Annotated in this window: 17 protein-coding genes and 1 pseudogene; 11 read left to right on the top strand and 7 right to left on the bottom strand. The window is 29.7% G+C overall.

Annotated features, from left to right (window positions below; all coding sequences use genetic code 11):
- Nucleotides 1–3: 3 nt before the first annotated feature.
- From L8X40_RS05620 to L8X40_RS05645, 6 genes are all read right to left on the bottom strand, one after another.
- Nucleotides 4–843, bottom strand: a complete 840-nt coding sequence (locus tag L8X40_RS05620) for a septal ring lytic transglycosylase RlpA family protein (RefSeq protein WP_087699028.1) — start codon at nt 841–843, stop codon at nt 4–6.
- On the bottom strand, nt 779–1,930 hold the full coding sequence (locus L8X40_RS05625) for a lytic transglycosylase domain-containing protein (RefSeq protein ID WP_214100084.1): 1,152 nt from the start codon (nt 1,928–1,930) through the stop codon (nt 779–781). The genes L8X40_RS05620 and L8X40_RS05625 overlap by 65 nt, the downstream gene beginning before the upstream one ends.
- Nucleotides 1,930–2,727 carry a TatD family hydrolase gene (locus L8X40_RS05630; RefSeq protein ID WP_087699030.1) on the bottom strand — a complete coding sequence of 266 codons (798 nt, stop codon included), beginning with the start codon at nt 2,725–2,727 and terminating at the stop codon, nt 1,930–1,932. The genes L8X40_RS05625 and L8X40_RS05630 overlap by 1 nt, the downstream gene beginning before the upstream one ends.
- Entirely contained in the window at nt 2,718–3,962 is a 1,245-nt protein-coding gene (locus L8X40_RS05635) for a response regulator (protein ID WP_087699031.1), read from the bottom strand. The genes L8X40_RS05630 and L8X40_RS05635 overlap by 10 nt, the downstream gene beginning before the upstream one ends.
- 62 nt (nt 3,963–4,024) lie before the next feature.
- On the bottom strand, nt 4,025–5,539 hold the full coding sequence (locus L8X40_RS05640) for an AAA family ATPase (protein ID WP_263667499.1): 1,515 nt from the start codon (nt 5,537–5,539) through the stop codon (nt 4,025–4,027).
- The gene (locus L8X40_RS05645; RefSeq protein ID WP_087699033.1) at nt 5,539–6,369 is read right to left on the bottom strand and encodes an NAD(+)/NADH kinase; all 831 of its coding nucleotides are present in this window, start codon (nt 6,367–6,369) and stop codon (nt 5,539–5,541) included. The genes L8X40_RS05640 and L8X40_RS05645 overlap by 1 nt, the downstream gene beginning before the upstream one ends.
- An 85-nt stretch (nt 6,370–6,454) precedes the next feature.
- Here L8X40_RS05645 and aspS point away from each other — a divergent pair, with 85 nt between their 5' ends.
- The 11 genes and pseudogenes from aspS to L8X40_RS05700 all read left to right on the top strand — a co-directional run bounded on the left by aspS (nt 6,455) and on the right by L8X40_RS05700 (nt 16,611).
- Nucleotides 6,455–8,206: an aspartate--tRNA ligase gene (aspS, locus tag L8X40_RS05650; protein ID WP_214100081.1), complete on the top strand. Its 1,752-nt coding sequence runs from the start codon at nt 6,455–6,457 to the stop codon at nt 8,204–8,206.
- On the top strand, nt 8,203–8,775 hold the full coding sequence (locus L8X40_RS05655; RefSeq protein WP_263667500.1) for an adenylate kinase: 573 nt from the start codon (nt 8,203–8,205) through the stop codon (nt 8,773–8,775). Before aspS ends, L8X40_RS05655 begins: the two co-directional genes overlap by 4 nt.
- 10 nt (nt 8,776–8,785) lie before the next feature.
- Nucleotides 8,786–9,304 carry an inorganic diphosphatase gene (ppa, locus tag L8X40_RS05660; protein ID WP_039668281.1) on the top strand — a complete coding sequence of 173 codons (519 nt, stop codon included), beginning with the start codon at nt 8,786–8,788 and terminating at the stop codon, nt 9,302–9,304.
- Nucleotides 9,305–9,339: 35 nt separating this feature from the next.
- Nucleotides 9,340–10,374 (top strand): hypothetical protein, encoded by a 1,035-nt coding sequence (locus L8X40_RS05665; RefSeq protein WP_261530041.1) that lies wholly within the window; start codon nt 9,340–9,342, stop codon nt 10,372–10,374.
- Nucleotides 10,375–10,452: 78 nt separating this feature from the next.
- Complete coding sequence (locus L8X40_RS05670) at nt 10,453–13,065, top strand: valine--tRNA ligase (protein ID WP_263667502.1); 2,613 nt, start codon at nt 10,453–10,455, stop codon at nt 13,063–13,065.
- Between the two features lie 3 nt (nt 13,066–13,068).
- Nucleotides 13,069–14,025 carry a methionine ABC transporter ATP-binding protein gene (locus L8X40_RS05675; RefSeq protein ID WP_263667503.1) on the top strand — a complete coding sequence of 319 codons (957 nt, stop codon included), beginning with the start codon at nt 13,069–13,071 and terminating at the stop codon, nt 14,023–14,025.
- Between the two features lie 2 nt (nt 14,026–14,027).
- Nucleotides 14,028–14,684 (top strand): annotated as a pseudogene (locus L8X40_RS05680) (methionine ABC transporter permease); the annotation flags it as partial.
- A 9-nt stretch (nt 14,685–14,693) separates the two neighbouring features.
- Nucleotides 14,694–14,930: a hypothetical protein gene (locus L8X40_RS05685; protein WP_087699041.1), complete on the top strand. Its 237-nt coding sequence runs from the start codon at nt 14,694–14,696 to the stop codon at nt 14,928–14,930.
- Nucleotides 14,931–15,172: 242 nt separating this feature from the next.
- Nucleotides 15,173–15,517 (top strand): hypothetical protein, encoded by a 345-nt coding sequence (locus L8X40_RS05690; protein ID WP_087699042.1) that lies wholly within the window; start codon nt 15,173–15,175, stop codon nt 15,515–15,517.
- Nucleotides 15,511–15,714, top strand: coding sequence for a hypothetical protein (locus L8X40_RS05695; protein WP_263667504.1), 204 nt, complete (start codon nt 15,511–15,513; stop codon nt 15,712–15,714). Before L8X40_RS05690 ends, L8X40_RS05695 begins: the two co-directional genes overlap by 7 nt.
- A gap of 126 nt (nt 15,715–15,840) precedes the next feature.
- Nucleotides 15,841–16,611, top strand: a complete 771-nt coding sequence (locus L8X40_RS05700; protein ID WP_087699044.1) for a MetQ/NlpA family ABC transporter substrate-binding protein — start codon at nt 15,841–15,843, stop codon at nt 16,609–16,611.
- Nucleotides 16,612–16,639: 28 nt separating this feature from the next.
- On the opposite strand, the gene L8X40_RS05705 is transcribed toward L8X40_RS05700, so the two are convergent.
- Nucleotides 16,640–17,824 (bottom strand): acetate kinase, encoded by a 1,185-nt coding sequence (locus tag L8X40_RS05705; RefSeq protein ID WP_087699045.1) that lies wholly within the window; start codon nt 17,822–17,824, stop codon nt 16,640–16,642.
- Nucleotides 17,825–17,827 lie beyond the last annotated feature (3 nt).

Raw genomic sequence — 17,827 nt, forward strand, 5'->3', positions numbered from 1 at the left:
ATTTTACTCTCTTACTATAAACGCACCTGGGAAAGATCCGCTATCAACAAAATCTCTTGCTTCTTGCTCGCTTCTAAAGCCTTTTAAAAATACTCTATGTAAACCATCTTTAGCACTTGTTTGTATAGTCGAAGTGTAAGAGTTATAGTTTTTATACCTACTTGCTATTAACTCTGCACCGCTTTTATTTCTAAATGCACCAATTTGCACCATAAAAGATCCACCTTGGAAAATATGGCCACTATCAGCAATCTCTCCACTACTACCTAAATTAGAATTAGTATGCACTGAACCTGAGTTTGCACTTGTTCCAAAGCCAATTACTTCAAGTCTTACAGGAGCTGTTCCTGCTTGAATCATATCAATATCTCTTGCAGCCATATTAGATAAATCTATAATCCTACCTGCCACAAAAGGTCCTCTATCATTAATCCTAACAGTAGTTTGACGGTGATTTTTTAAATTAGTTACTTTTACTATAGTATTCATAGGTAAAGTTTTATGAGCTGCAGTATAAGCATGTTGATCATAAGTTTCACCATTAGAAGTTTTTTTACCATGAAAACCCGGTCCATACCAACTAGCTATACCATCAGCAGTCTCACCTACTTCTACTACAGTTGGATAATAAGTTTTGCCATTAATAGTATAAGGCTTCATAGTGCCTTTTAAACTAGTGTTGTTATGTTTTATACTTTTAAAGTCCCTCTCTGGATAATACACAGTAGGCGTACTAATAGGCACCATACTACAAGCACTAAATAAAACTCCTACACAACTAACGACTAACGACTTTTGTATGAGAGTTTTTTGGTAATTTTTGAGTAGTTTTGATTTTTGCATTGTTATTCTCCTTAATTTTTAACACAAGTTTTTGATTAATATTGATTAAATTTCCTTTAATTTTATTATATTCTTTAATACTTTCAACGCTAATTTTGTGTTTTCTTGCAATAGTATAAAGACTATCACCCTCTTTTACTATATAAATTTTTGTATGTGGAATGGTTGTATCCACTTTGGCTAATTTTACATTTTCTAATGCCTTTTCTACTGCCACGCTTTTGCTTAAAGGGATATACATATAATAATCTTTTTTATCAGGTGGAGTAAAGTCATAATTAAAATGTGGATTATAACGCTTAAATTCATTATAAGACATCTTGGCTACTTTAGCAAGCTCTCTTAAAGAAACACTTGGTGGAACTGAAATTTTTTTAACCTCACTTGATAGGGCATAATTAAGCAAAGCACTATCTTGAGAAATCAAAAAGTCATTATTGTTTGCCAAAAATGCCATAGTAAGAATTTTTCTAATAAAAATCCTAGTTTCTAATGGTAAGTATTTTTTATCAGGATCAAGTAAGATTCTTAAATCATCACTTTTTGCTTTTTTTATAGCTTGGCGTAATTTGCCATCACCACAATTATAAGCCAAAATAGCCAAATACCATTTTCCAAATTGCTCTTTTAGTTGTTTTAAATAAGTAATAGCTGCATAAGTTGATTTTACTAAATCTTTTCTCTCATCTACATAAGGATCTATCCTTAAGCCTAAAGTTTGTGCTGTTGGCTTCATAAACTGCCAAACACCCACTGCTTTAGTTCTTGAAATACTGTGAATTTTCAAACCAGATTCTACAATCGCTAAGTATAAAAATTCTTGAGGGATATTTTCTTTTTCTAAGATTTTGCGGATAATCGGGGTAATTTTGTAAAATTCCCTCATAGTATCTACCAAAGTTTTAGAATGCATATCTATGGAAGATTCTTTAAATTCTAAAAAAATCATATCACTAAGATAGCTTGCTTCTATATCTAAATTTCTTAAAATTTGTGCTTGTTGTGTGTAATGCTCTGGAGTAAATTGTAAGGCCTTAGCATTTAAACATAATAATACTAAAATAAAAAATAAAAAACTTTTTTTCATTATAAACCTTGGAAAAATAAACGATTAGCGTTAAAATTAGTAAGTTTTATTATTTCATTTTTAGATAATTTTAAAAGCTCAGCCATTTTTTGAGCTACAAAATGCATCAAAATAGGATCATTTACCTTACCACGATATGGTTCTGGAGTTAAATAAGGTCCATCTGTTTCTAAGACTAGTTTATCCTTTGGAATTTTAGGTAAAATTTCCACTAATTTTTTTGCATTTTTAAAAGTTAAAACTCCACCTATACCAAAATAAAATCCTTCATCAGCTAACTGAAGTAAAAGCTCGCTAGCATTAAAACAATGCAAAACACCGCCTTGTAAATCTTTTGCATACTTTTTTAAAATATTAAAACTATCTTCATTGGCTTCACGCACATGCACAATCAAAGGTTTTTTGTATTCAATAGCTAGTTGTATTTGGGTTATAAAAACTTCTTTTTGCTTTGCTTTTATTTCTTCTTCATCTGCTTTTAAACGATAATAATCAAGTCCACACTCACCCACTGCAACGCATTTTTTATCATCTATAAATTCTTTTAAAACTTCTAAATCAAAATCATCTATATCGTAAGGATGTACCCCACAAGAAAAATACACATTTTTATAATTATGTGCAATTTCTCTTGCTCTTGGTAAATCTTTTATATCTGCACCGGGTATGATGATTTTATCTACTCCATTAGCAAAAGCATGATTTAATATTTCATCTAAATATCCAAAATAAGCTTGACTATCTAGATGACAATGCGTGTCTATGATTTTTTCACTAAAATCACAATCTAAAAACATACCTCTACCCTATTTTTACCATTAGACTTAGCTAAATCTAGTGCCTTTTGAGCATTATCTAATAAATCTTGCATTTGACTTATTTTAGCACCAAAAGCAACTCCTACAGAAACACTATAATCTACTTCATCTAAAGCTATTAAAACACTTTCTTTGGAAATATTAACTCTTATATTTGAAAACACTTTTAAAGCTTCTTTATGTCCAGTATTTTTCAACAACACGTAAAACTTACCATCTTCAATCTTAGTTGCTAAATCCATACCGCGAATTTGGTCTTTGATTTTTTTAGCCGTGTGCTTAATCACTCCATCACCACAATCATAGCTTAACTCATAATTAATTGTTGCAAGATTATCAATATCAATCAAAGCCAAAGCCATCTCTTCGTTTTCTTGCATATCTTCTAAGTAATCTAAAAATCTTTTTTCAAAATTTGCATAATCATCAAGCCCTGTTAGCAAATCCTTACCCAAACTATATTCATCAAGTAAAACGCATTTTTGCATATAATCTAAACAATTATTTACCCTGCAATTAAGCGATTCTTTTTGAAAAGGTCTAATAACATAATCATTCACACCCTTTCTAAAAGCCCTTGCTTCCAATGCATCATCTTTATCTCCAACCATAATTACACCAAGCTCTATTTTAGAATATTTTGAACGAATTTCTACAAGTAAATCTTCTCCATTAATTACTGGCATAGTTGCATCACAAATTACTAATTTTGTATCAGGATTATCACTTAAATAACTTAACGCTTCTTCTCCATGAGCTGCTGCTAAGACATTAAAAAGTTGATTATTTAAATTTTTCTTCATTTCTGCACGTAAAGTTACATTTGCGATTGCTAAAATTATCTTGGTTTTATTGTTTTTTTGAAGCATTCTAATAGAGTTTAGCATTTCATCAATACAGCTTTCACTTTCTTTTTGAATATAACCAATAATATCTTTTTCCATAAATTTCTTACGCGTTTGTCCATCGCTACTTCCTGTAAGAACTATAGCAGGAATATTTTTTTCTAAAATTACATCCACTACTTCTCCATTAGGTGCATCTGGCAAGCAAAGATCCACAAAGGCCATAAAATAATCATTTTTCACCAATTCTTTAGCACTATTCATATCAAAAGCAACATCTACTTTTAAACCTAAAGTATTTTCCACTTTTTTCGCCAAAAGTTTTGTAAGCATTTTATTATCATCAATAATTAAAATTTTTTGTTCCATGAATTAACTCTCTTTAACAATTTAAAATATAATTATATCATATAGAAATTTACTTTTTATTTTTAAAGTAAAGTTCTAGTAAATTCCAAAGCTTCTTGTGTGATATTTTCCCCACTTACCATTCTAGCAAGCTCTCTTACTCTTTCTTCTTTTTCTATTTTTCTTACCCTACTTTCATTTCCTATTTTTTCTACTAAAAAATGATTACTTGCTTTTGATGAAAGCTGCGGTAAATGTGAAATTGCAAAAATTTGATAAAATTTTGCAAGTTCTTTTAATACTTCAGCTATACTCATAGCTTCTTTGCCACTTAAATTTGCATCAATTTCGTCTAAAAATATTATCCCACTAGCCTTATTAGTGACATTACATTCAGTTGCAATAAAAGAAAGTCTTAGACGGTTCATCTCACCCGAGCTTAAATTTTTCAAACTAGCTTCATTGATATTTAAACTCACTTCATCTTTACCTAAAACACTCAAAGCACAGTCTTTAAGTTCTAATTTAACTTCCTTCATATAAAGTTTTTCAAGATAAAAATTAAGTAATTTTTCAAGCTCTTTTAATCTTTTTTTACGCAAAGTGCTTAATTTTTGACTTTTCTCATTTAAAAGTATTTTAGTGTTTTGTACTTTTTCTTCTAATTCCTTTTTTTCAAAACTTAAATTTTCATAATGAGCTAATTCTGCTTTTTTCTTCCCTAAAGCTTCTAAAGCTTCTTCTATGCTTCCATATTTTGAAATCAAAGAAGAAAGTTTTTCTATCCTATCAAGCACTTCTTCTATGTCAAAATCAAAATCATCAAAACTTTGACTTTCCCATACCACCCTTAACTCATTTAAACATTCTGAAAAAAATGAACTATCAACATCACTAATTTGTAAAGCTTCAACCACTGCTGATTCTAACTCAAAAATTCTACTTACCCTATTCCAAGCAGCATCAATTTTGTCTTTTTTTGAAAGCCTTTTTTTAAGACTCATTAATTCATCAAATTCACCAATTTTTGGGTTAATACTTTGGATTTTTTGTATTTCAAAGCTAGTAAATTCTTTTAACTCTTCTACTTTTTTTTCTTCTTCTTGGATTTTTTCTAATTTAATTTTATTTTCTATATATTCTTTATAAATGTTTTTATATTCATTTAAAAAATCTTGAAATTTCTTATCTTCTTTTGATTGCATAAAATCAAGTAAGTTTAAAAACCTTTCATTTGAAAACTCATTATTTTCTTTAGCTGAAAGATGTTTTACAAATTTCTTAGAAAGTAAAGCCAAATTCTTTTTTGAAATAAGTTGATTATTGATAAAATAACGTGAACTTTTATCTTTTAAAAGTTTAAATACATTTATTTCTTCATTTTCAATACCAAACTCATCTAACTCAAGCTCATCATTTAATAAAACTTCCACCATCTTTGCTTCACTCTCACTTAAAGCAAACGCTGCTAAAATAGCCTTAAAAAGCACAGACTTTCCAGCACCACTTAAGCCAGTAAAAACAGTAAGTCCAGCTTCTAAGTCTAATTTTGCTTGTTTAAAACCTAAATTTTCTTTAATTAAAATGCTTTCTATCATTACTTACCCCAATTTAACTTTTCTTTTAAAACTTGGAAATAATCTCTATCTTTTTTATGTATAAAACTAAGTTCTTTTTTACTAAGTCCTATAAGAATTTTATCATATTCTTTAGGATCAATCACTTCTTGTCCATCTAAATATAACAAACAATGCTCAACTTTTAATTCAAGTTCAAAACCATAAGGTAAAACTATAGGCCTTTGAGTTAAAGAATGAGAACAAACTGGAGTTAGAACAAAAATTTCACTCCAAGGATGTACTATAGGCCCACCTGCACTAATATTATAAGCAGTTGAACCACTTGAACTAGCTATGATTAAACCATCTCCATAATAAGCATTAAAAAGTTTATTTTCAAAAAAAACTTCCACATTTGCCATTAAAGCATTATCACGAGAAAAAACCGCGTCATTAAAAGCAAATTTTTTAATGATTTTATTCTTTTTACAAAGTGATATTTGAAGCATTTTGGCTTTTTCTATTTTAAAATCATTTTTAAAAAAATCTTTAAAAAAACTTTCTACCTCACTAAAAGAAAAAGCAGTTAAAAAACCTAAATTTCCCGCATTTATACCTAAAATAGGCTTTTTTGCTTGATAAGCTTGTCTGCATAAAGATAAAAGCGTGCCATCCCCACCTAGAGAAATCAAAAAATCTAATTTTTTTAAATCTTTTAGATTAATTTTTTCTTGATCTAATAACACAAGCTCTATATTTTTTTGCAAAAAAATTGTTTTTAAAAAAGCAATTTGCTCATTTAAATTTGTATTTAACCTGCAAAATAAGCCTATTTTTTGAATTTTTTCTATATTTATATTTTTTTTCATAAAAAAATTATAACAAAACTTAGCTAAGCAAAAGAATAAAATACTATAATAACAAAATTGAACAAAATTAAGCTAAGGAAAAATTTTGAGAACTCATTATAATACAGAGCTTAACATACAAAATGTTGGCGCGGAAGTAACATTATGTGGTTGGGTAAATTCTTACCGTGATCATGGAGGTGTAATTTTTATCGATCTTAGAGATCGTAGCGGACTTATACAGTTAGTATGTGATCCTGCAGATAATCAAGAAGCACATAATATAGCTTCATCAGTGAGAAATGAATATGTTTTAATAGCACAAGGTAAAATTCGCCCACGTGGTGAAGGACTTGTAAATCCAAAATTAAAAACCGGAGAAATAGAAGTTGTTATAAGCAAACTTACTATTGAAAATGAAAGTGCTGTAATACCTTTTGCCATAGGCGATGAAAGTGTAAATGAAGAATTAAGATTAAAATATAGATTTTTAGATTTAAGAAGCAAAAAACTTTATGATAATTTTGCTCTAAGATCAACTGCTTGTATTGCAACAAGAAATTCTTTAGCAAAAATGGGATTTTTAGAGGTTGAAACCCCTATTTTAACTAAAGCAACTCCAGAAGGCGCAAGGGATTATTTAGTACCATCACGCGTACATCAAGGTGAATTTTATGCCCTGCCTCAAAGTCCTCAACTTTTCAAACAACTTTTAATGTGTTCAGGATTTGATAGATATTTTCAAATTGCAAAATGTTTTAGAGATGAGGATTTAAGAGCAGATCGTCAACCTGAATTTACTCAAATAGACATAGAAATGAGTTTTTGTGAGCAAAAAGATATCATAGCTATGGCAGAAAATTTACTCAAAGATATTTTCAAAGCTTGCGGAAAAGAAATTAGCATACCTTTTAGACAAATGAGTTACAAAGAAGCTATGGAAAATTATGGCTCTGATAAACCTGATTTAAGATTTGATATGAAATTTATTGATGTGATTGATATTTTTGCAAAATCAAATAACGAAATTTTTGCAAATATTGCAAAAGATACAAAGAAAAATCGTATTAAAGCTTTAAGAGTTCCAAAAGGTGATACGATTTTCTCTAAACGCCAAATGCAAAGATTTGAAGAATTTGTGCGCAAATTTGGAGCAGCAGGACTTGCATTCATACAAATGAAAGAAGATGGTCCTAAGGGTCCACTTTGTAAATTCTTTAGCGAAGAGGATTTGAATGCTTTAATTCAAAGATGTGAATTAGAAGTTGGAGATGTAGTATTTTTTGGTGCAGGAGCTAAGAAAACTGTGCTTGATTATATGGGTAGATTTAGATTATTCCTTGCTGATGAAATGAAAATTATTGATGAGGATAGATTAGAATTTTTATGGGTTATTGATTTTCCTATGTTTGAGCAAAATGATGATGGAAGCTATTCTGCAATGCACCATCCATTTACTATGCCAAAAAATATTGATGAGCAAGATTTAGAAGAAATTAATTCTATTGCACACGATGTGGTATTAAATGGTGTAGAATTAGGTGGTGGTAGCATAAGAATTCATAAAAGCCCTATCCAACAAAAAGTCTTTAAGCTTTTAAATATTGACGAAGAAGAACAAAGAAAGAAATTTGGCTTCTTGCTTGATGCATTAAGCTTTGGAGCACCGCCACATGGTGGTATAGCGATAGGCCTTGATAGACTTATCATGCTTTTAACAAAATCTTCAAGCATTAGAGAAGTCATAGCATTTCCAAAAACCCAAAGAGCACAATGTCTTATGACTCAAGCTCCAAGCGAAGTAAGCAATGAACAAATGAGAGAACTAGGTATAAGATTAAGGGAGAATACTAAATGAAACAATTATTTTTAATCATAGGTGCACCAGGTAGTGGTAAAACAACCGATGCAAGCATCATAGCTAAAGATGATGCAAACATTACTCATTATTCTACAGGTGATTTACTAAGAGCAGAAGTGGCTAGTGGTAGTGAGCTTGGAAAGACTATTGATAGTTTTATTTCTAAAGGAAATTTAGTTCCTTTGGAAGTAGTAGTTAATACTATCATCACTGCTTTAAAAAATGCACCAACTAATACTATATTAATAGATGGTTATCCAAGAAGTGTTGAACAAATGCTTGAGTTTGATAAGGTATTAAAAAATCAAAATGAAGTAAATTTAAAAGGTGTTATAGAAGTTAAAGTTAGTGAAGAAGTTGCTAGAGAAAGAGTTTTAGGACGTGCTAGAGGTGCTGATGATAACGAAGAAGTTTTCAATAATAGAATGAAAGTTTATTTAGAACCTTTAAAAGAAATAACAAATTTCTATACTAAAGAAAATATCCACCATATAATCAATGGTGAAAGAAGTATTGAAGCTATCGTAACTGATATGAAAAATTTAATCAATGATTTATTAAAATAAAGGATAAAAAATGGATATTAGCAAAATCAAAGTTGGAGAAGTACCAAACAAACTTAATGCAGTTATTGAAATTCCTTATGGATCAAACATTAAATACGAGCTTGATAAAGAAAGCGGAGCCATCATGGTTGATCGCGTGATGTATTCAGCTATGTTTTATCCAGCAAACTATGGTTTTATACCAAATACTCTTGCAGATGATGGCGATCCTATTGATGTTTTAGTTTTAAATGAATACCCTATCCAAGCAGGAGCTGTGATTCCTTGTCGTTTAATAGGAGTATTATTAATGGAAGATGAAAGCGGTATGGATGAAAAATTACTTGCTGTTCCTGTAAGTAAAATTGACCCAAGATATGATAATATTAAATGTTTAGATGATTTACCAAAAGCAAGCTTAGATAAAATCAAAAATTTCTTTGAAACATATAAAATGCTTGAACCAAACAAATGGGTAAAAGTAAAAGAATTTGCAGGCATTGAAAAAGCAAGTGAAATTTTAGAAAATTCTATTAAAAATTATAAATAATCAAAGTCCTTTTGAGGACTTCACAAAGGAAAAAAATGAAAAGTATTATTGCTTTTAGTATAGCTTTTGTGGTGCTAATAGGCGCTAGTATTAGTTTTTATATGTGGTATTTTGAAGACGATTCAAACACTTATGTATATGATTATAAAAAAAGTAGTTCTTATCAAAACTACACTCCGCCAAGTACTCAATATAACCAAGAAAGAAATAATATAAGTGATAATACTTATTATCCATCACAACAAACAAATCAAGAGCCTTTAAAAGAAGAAACTCCAGTGCAAAATAATCCTATCATAGATGAAAATACAAGCACTCAAGAAGTCACGCCAACGACTCAAACAAACACAGCCGAAATTTCTAAAAATGAAATTATTGCACCTAAAGTAGCCCAAGAAGAACAAAAAGTTCTCGTTGAAAACAACAAACAAACAAGCGTAAAAAAAGAAAAAACAACAAAATATAAAAATACTATGCAAGAATACATTGCAAAAGGTAAAACTAGTAGATATGAGCCAAGATTAAGTGATGATTTTGTTAAAGTTTATGTATTAGATGGAAAAAGTTTAAGTGATTATAGAATTGATATGTTAAAAGAAATGATTAATCCTGTTAAAGCTAATTCCAAAGATTATAATTTAACTATTTTTATCGATATGCTTTCAAATGACAATATGAAATTAAGCATATATAATAAAGATATTGTTTTTGCTAAAAATAAGAAAAAATACAATTATGTAGATGTGAAAATTTCTGATTTGAAATTTTTATTTGAAAGAAATGGATATAGTGAATACAGCAATGAAAATTTACTTGAAAAAATCAATCAAAATCTAGCAAGAGAAGATATACTCAAAAGAGTTAAAATTCAAGGTTATGCAGACGATAGAGGTAGTACTTTTGCAAACTATATGATAGGACTAAATAGAGCAATGAACGTGGCTAAACACTTCTTTAGCTTTACTGAGATTATAGAAATAGAATCTTTAGGAAAAGACACCTATCCTACTAAAGATAAGTCTGATTCTCAAAGACAAAATAATCGTAAAGTAGAAATTAGTTTTTTATAACTAATTTCTAAATTTCAAAACTTCTTTAACAATTTTAAGCTAACATAACAATTTATTTTCATTCTCAAGGTAGCAATTATGTATGATAAATCACTAGAAAAAGAATATTATAAAATTTGCGAAGAACGCGGATATTTTGAAATCAATGGTAATGAAAAAATTCAAGAAAAAGGCAAAAATTTTTGTATTATGATGCCACCACCTAATGTAACAGGTGTTTTACATATAGGTCATGCTCTAACTTGTACTTTACAAGATATCACAACGCGTTATAAAAGAATGGATGGTTATAAGACTCTTTATCAACCAGGGCTTGATCATGCAGGGATTGCAACACAAAATGTTGTAGAAAAGCAACTTTTAGCTCAAGGTATTAAAAAAGAAGAACTTGGTAGAGAAGAATTTATAAAAAAAGTATGGGAATGGAAAGAACAAAGCGGTGGCACTATAGTTAAGCAAATGCGAATTTTGGGTATCACTCCTGCTTGGAGTCGTTTGCGTTTTACTATGGATGAGGGTTTAGTAAATGCGGTAAAAAAAGCCTTTGTGGATCTTTATGACAAAAAGCTTATTGTGCGTGGAAATTACATGGTAAATTGGTGCACTCATGATGGAGCATTAAGCGATATAGAAGTAGAACATAAAGAAAATAAAGGAAAATTATATTACTTAAAATATTTTTTAGAAAATTCTCAAGAATATATCATAGTAGCCACCACAAGACCAGAAACTTATTTTGGCGATAGCGCTGTGATGGTTAATCCAAACGATGAAAGGTTTAAACACTTAATAGGCAAAAATGTCATTTTACCTTTAATAGATAGAAAAATTCCTATTATTGCTGATGAGCATGTGGATATGGAATTTGGTACAGGCTTTGTGAAAGTAACCCCAGCACATGATCATAATGACTATGAAGTAGGCTTAAGACATCAACTTGAATTTATTGCTATCTTTGATGAAAAAGGTATTTTAAATGAACATTGCTTGCATTTTAAAGGCTTAGAAAGATTAGAAGCAAGAGATATTATTATAAAAGAATTACAAGAAAAAGGTTTTGTTGAAAAAATAGAAGATTACACTAATCAAGTAGGATATTGCTATCGTTGTAAAAATGTGGTTGAGCCATATATTTCTAAACAATGGTTTGTAAAAAATGAAATCGCAAAAGAAAGCATAGAAAAAGTTAATCTTGGTGGAAGCAAATTCTACCCTGCACATTGGATTAATAGTTTTAATGCTTGGATGAGGGATTTAAAAGATTGGTGTATTTCAAGACAACTTTGGTGGGGTCATCAAATTCCTGTGTATTATTGCGAATGCTCCCATGAATGGGCAAGCGAAGAAACTCCAAGTCAATGCCCAAAATGCCAAAGCACTAATTTCAAACAAGATCCTGATGTTTTAGATACTTGGTTTTCTTCAGGTCTTTGGGCTATGAGTACTTTAGGTTGGGGTAATAAAGACTGGGGCAAAAGCACACTTTGGCATGAAGATGATTTAAAAGACTTTTATCCAAATTCTTTATTAATCACTGGTTTTGATATTTTATTTTTCTGGGTTGCTAGAATGATGTTTCAAAGCACTAATGCCTTAGGTGATCTTCCTTTTAAAGATATATATTTGCATGCTTTAGTTAAAGATGAGCAAGGTAGAAAAATGAGTAAGTCTTTAGGTAATGTCATTGATCCTGTGCAAAGTGTGGATGAATACAGTGCTGATATCTTGCGTTTTACCCTTGCTCTTTTAGCTATCCAAGGTAGAGATATAAAATTAAGCAATGACAAACTCATACAAGTTAGAAATTTTACCAACAAGCTTTATAATGCAAGCAAATTTTTACTCTTAAATGAAGAAAAATTTGAAGATTTAGATAAAAGTAAAATTCAAACCAACTTGGCAAAATATATACTATCCCGTTTTGAAGTATGCGTAAAAGAAACAAGAGAAAATTTAGATAATTACCGCTTTAATGATGCGGCAAATACTTTGTACAGATTTTTTTGGGATGAATTTTGTGATTGGGGGATCGAGCTTAGCAAGGCTGAAAAATCAAGTATAAAAGAACTTGGAAGCATTTTTAAAGAAGCATTAAAACTTTTAAATCCTTTTATGCCATTTATTAGTGAGTATTTATACCATGAGTTAAGTAAAACTTCTATCCAAACTCATGATTCTATAATGATTTCAAGATATCCTAAATTTAATTCTAGAGATGAAAAAATAGAAAAATTATTCAATATCATTATAGAAAGTATAGTAAGCTTACGCCGTGCAAAAACCCTAGTAGAACTTGCAAATGCAAAAATTCAAAAAGCTTGTATAAAATTAAACGATGAGAGTTTAATGGCTGAGTTAAAAAATTACACTAATTTCATCTCAACACTTGCAAAATGTGAAAACATCGAGTTTATCAATACAAATTTAGAAAAATCCATTAGAGATGTAAGTGAGAATTTAGAAGTATTTATACCAACTCAAGATCTTGATTTAAGCGGTGTTTTAAATAGACTTAATAGTCAAAAAACAAAACTTGAAAAAGAATTTAGCAAGTTAGATGCTATGATGAAAAATGAAAAATTTATCTCTAATGCACCTGCTGCGGTTGTTGAGCAAAATAAAACTCAACTTGAAAATATTAAAGCTCAACTTGAAAAAATCAATGATGAAATTTCTAATTTAGAAGGCTAATAAGTGATAAAAATACAAAATCTTAAAAAATATTATGGCAAAGAATTAGTTATAAATGATGTTTCTTTAGAAGTTAAAGAAGGAGAAATTTATGCTCTTGTTGGACATAGCGGGGCAGGAAAATCAACTTTGCTAAGATGTATTAATGGTTTGGAAAATTATCAAAGCGGTAGTGTGGAAGTTTTTGGTAAAGAAATAGCTACCTTAAAAGAAAAAGAGTTAAGAGTATTTAGAAAAGATATAGGGATGATTTTTCAGCATTTTGCACTTATGAGTAGAAAAAATGTGTTTGAAAATGTAGCTATGCCTTTAGAAATTCATAATTTTAACAAAAGCACAATTCAAAAAAGAGTTAATGAACTTTTAGATCTTGTGGGACTTTTAGCTAAAAGCAAAGCTTATCCAAATGAGCTAAGTGGTGGGCAAAAGCAAAGGGTGGCCATAGCTAGAGCCCTTGCTTTAAATCCTAAAATTTTACTAAGCGATGAAGCTACTTCTGCACTTGATCCAAATACTACAAATAACATTTTAGAACTTATTGCCAAAATCAATCAAGAATTTAACATCAGTGTAGTATTAGTAACCCATGAAATGGAAGCAGTAAAACAAATAGCTCAAAAAGCTGTATTGCTAGAGCATGGACAAATCATAGGTCAAGGGAAAATCGAGGATTTATTCTTAAAGCCAAGTGAAAAAATGCGTGAATTCTTAGGTGAGAGTGATTTTTTACCACTAAATGGAGTTAATGTGCGCTTATATTTTTGCAAAGAAAAAGCAAACCAAAGCATTATCACTCATATGGCTAGAAGTTTAAATATTGATTTTAATATAGTTTGGGGTAAGATAGAAAAACTAAACAACAATGCTTTAGGAAATTTGGTGATCAATATAGAAGCTAAAGATCAAGAAAGAGTTTTAAATTATTTACAAGAAAATGGCGTTATTTGGGAGCTTGTGTAATGAATTTAGAAGCAATTTTAAGAAATTTTGAAAATATACTTTATCCGGCATTACTAGAAACTCTTTATATGAGTTTTACAGCCACTTTTTTAGCTTTTTTAATCGCACTTATCCCTGCAATTATACTTACTGTTACTGATAAAGGTGGCTTGTGGGAAAATAAAAGCATTTATAGCGTGCTTGATTTTATTATCAATATTTTAAGATCTTTTCCATTTTTAGTACTCATTGTGGTTTTAAGTCCTTTTACAAAATATCTCATTGGAATTAGCATAGGTACAACTGCTACGATAGTACCACTTACTATAGGAATTGCGCCTTATTTAGCCAAAATGATAGAAAGTGCTTTTAAAGAAATTGATCCTGCTATCATTGAAGCAGCAAGATCTTATGGAGCTAGCAAAGCTCAAATTATCTTTAAAGTAATGTTTAGTGAAGCTTTGCCAAGCATTATTAATGGTATCACTTTGATTTTAATCATCGTAATAGGATTTTCTGCTATGGCAGGAACTGTTGGTGGTGGTGGTTTGGGTGATGTGGCCATTCGCTATGGTTATGAGCGTTTTAGAACTGATATTATGATTCAAACCGTTGTGATTTTAATTATACTAGTGCAAATCATACAATTTATAGGAAATATTCTTTATAAAATCACCAAAAGATAAACAATGAAATATAAACTTGGTATTTTACTAGCAGCAACTAAAAATTCAAGCTTTACCATAAGAACTTTACTCATTAATATCATGGATGTTATGGGTAAGAAAGTAGATATATTTTATATTTTACATGATGGTTTTAGCTTGAATGATCAAAATATCATGCAAAAAATTGTTAAAAATAAAACAATTAAATTTCTTCCTTTTACCCAAGAAGATTTTTTAGCTGCTCTTGGTAAAAATTAAAACGATATTAATAATTTATTTTTCTTAAAAAGATGGACACATATGGCTTTTGCAAGATTGGGTAAAATTTACTTCAAACAGCTCTGCCTTTGGAAAAAAATCATAACAATAAACGAGTATATCAAACAGGGATTTTAGTTTTTACCGATCTTATACCAAATCCTTTACAGTGTTATCAATTCATCTATAATTATCTTTCGCAAAATACCAAAAACCGGCAGGATCAAGGAATTTTTTCCTTAATGACTTATGAAAATCACTTTAAAGTCAAAGATTTAAAAGACAAATACACAGGAAGCACTCATTATCTTACAAATCTTACACAAAATGCCTCTATAGTTCATGCTTGTGGCACTAATAGCCGTTTTTGGAATAGTAAATTTTGCAATCAAACATGGCCTAGATGGCAAGAATATTATGAAAAATGGTTAAAACTTGGAGGAAGTAAATATACAGGATCTTTTTATAAAGATAATAAACAATCCATTCAACGTACAAGTTATCATTTATCATACAAGCTAGGTTATGCCTTTATAGAATATGCTAAAAATAAGAAAAAATTCCTTTTTTACCTTTTACTTTGTTAAAGATTTACTATAAACACACAAAACTTGCCAAGCAATATCAAAAAGATTTAAAAACAAAACCTTATCTTAAACTTCCACCTTTATCAAGTTATGATGATTATAAAAGCGAGGGTATTAAAAATCAAAATACTTATTCTTACAAAATCGGACAAGCTCTTATTAAGGCTCAAAAAATTGGTATGGGGGGGGGTATATAAAATTTATAAAAGAACTCAAACATTTTGCTAAAGAATACAAAAACAAACAAAAATAAAACTTTTCCTATCTTATTAATATTTTTACAATATAATCAAGCATTTTAAAAACTATAAAAAGGAGTTAAAATGAAATTGTTAAAATTGCTCACTGTAAGCACAATTTTAGGTGCAAGTTTATTTGCTAATGAAGTTATTACTGTAGGTGCGACACCTGTTCCTCATGCTGAAATTTTAGAACAAACTAAAGATTTATTAAAAAAAGAAGGTTACACATTAGAAATTAAAGAATTTAATGACTATATTTTGCCAAATCTTAGCACAGATAGCAAAGAACTTGATGCAAATTTCTTCCAACATCAGCCTTATTTGGATGAGTTTAATACCAATAAAGGCACAAAATTAATTAGCGTTGCAAAAGTTCATATCGAACCAATGGCAGTTTATTCTAAAAAATATAAAAACATCCAAGATCTTCCACAAAATGCTACCATAGCTGTACCAAATGATCCAACAAATGAAAGCAGAGCTTTAGATATTATCGCTAGCACCAAGCTCGTTAGTTTTGAAAATAGTGCATTAAAAACTCCACTTGATATTAAAGATAATCCAAAAAATATCAAATTTAAAGAATTAAAAGCAGCACAACTTCCAAGAGCTTTAGATGATGTTGATTTTGCAGTGATTAATTCAAACTATGCTTTATCAGCAAATTTAAATCCTGTAAAAGATTCTATTTTAATAGAAAGTAAAGAAAGTCCTTACGCAAATATCTTAGTAACCACTCAAGATAATAAAGACAATCCTAAAATCAAAGCTTTAGTAAAGGCTTTGCAAAGTCAAAAAGTAAAAGATTTTATCAATAAAAAATACCAAGGTGCAGTAGTTCCTGCATTTTAAAATAAACCTTGAGTTTAAAACTCAAGGTTTATTTATTTTTAATAAGTTCTGTGGTAATTTTAGCTATTTCTAATTCTTCTTCTGTTGGAACAATTAAAATTTTAATTTTAGAGTCTTTTTTACTAATCTCACCATTTCTAAGTTGTGCATTTTTATCTAAATCTATATCAAATCCCAAATGCGCTAGTCTTTGACAAACTTTTGCTCTAACAATATTATCATTTTCGCCTATACCAGCTGTAAAAATCAACACATCAACTCTAGGTAAAATTGCAAAATAAGAGCCAATATATTTACTCAAACGATAACAAAACATATCAAGAGCAAGTCTTGCTTTTTCGTTATTTTCTTCAATTTGCGCTTCAATATCTCTAAAATCATTAAACCCACAAATTCCATAAACACCACTTTTTTTGTTCATTATAGTATCTAAATCAGATGGATTTAAATTTAATTCTTTTGCTAAAAATGGCAACACAGCAGGATCAATATCTCCACATCTAGTCCCCATAATCAAACCTTCTAGCGGTGTAAAGCCCATAGAAGTATCTATACATTTTCCATTTTCTATAGCGCAAACACTCGCACCATTTCCAAGATGAGCGCTAATTGCATTAAATTCATTAATATCTTTACCAAGTATATGTGCAGCTTGTTTACTTACATAAGAATGTGAAGTACCGTGAAAGCCGTATTTTCTTACTTGGTGTTTTTCATAAAACTCATAAGGCAAAGCATACATATAAGCATAATCAGGCATGCTTTGATGAAAAGCTGTGTCAAAAACTGTCACATTAGGAACTTTTGGAGCGGCTTTTATCATAGTTTTAATGCCTATTAAATGCGCAGGATTATGTAAAGGTGCTATGTGAGCAACCCTATCAATTTCTTTTAAAATTTCATCATCCACCAAACAATGTTTAGTTAAATTTGGACCTCCATGAACTATCCTATGTCCACACCCATCAAGCTCATTTAAATCATGTAAAATTCCACTTTGAGCAAATAGTTCATTTACCAATTCAATACCTTGCTCATGATCTTTAATCGCTAATTCTTTTTGGTATTTTTGACCATTTTTTAGATCTTTTAATTCTATTTTAGAGCTTTGCTCGCCTATTTTTTCCACTAAACCAGATGCTAGGGCTTCATCTTTTTCAAAAAGCTTAAATTTAATTGAAGATGAACCTGAATTTAAAACTAATATTTTCATTTT

The sequence above is a fragment of the Campylobacter sp. CNRCH_2013_0855 genome (genome assembly GCF_025773025.1).
GTDB classification, from domain to species: Bacteria; Campylobacterota; Campylobacteria; order Campylobacterales; family Campylobacteraceae; genus Campylobacter_D; species Campylobacter_D jejuni_C.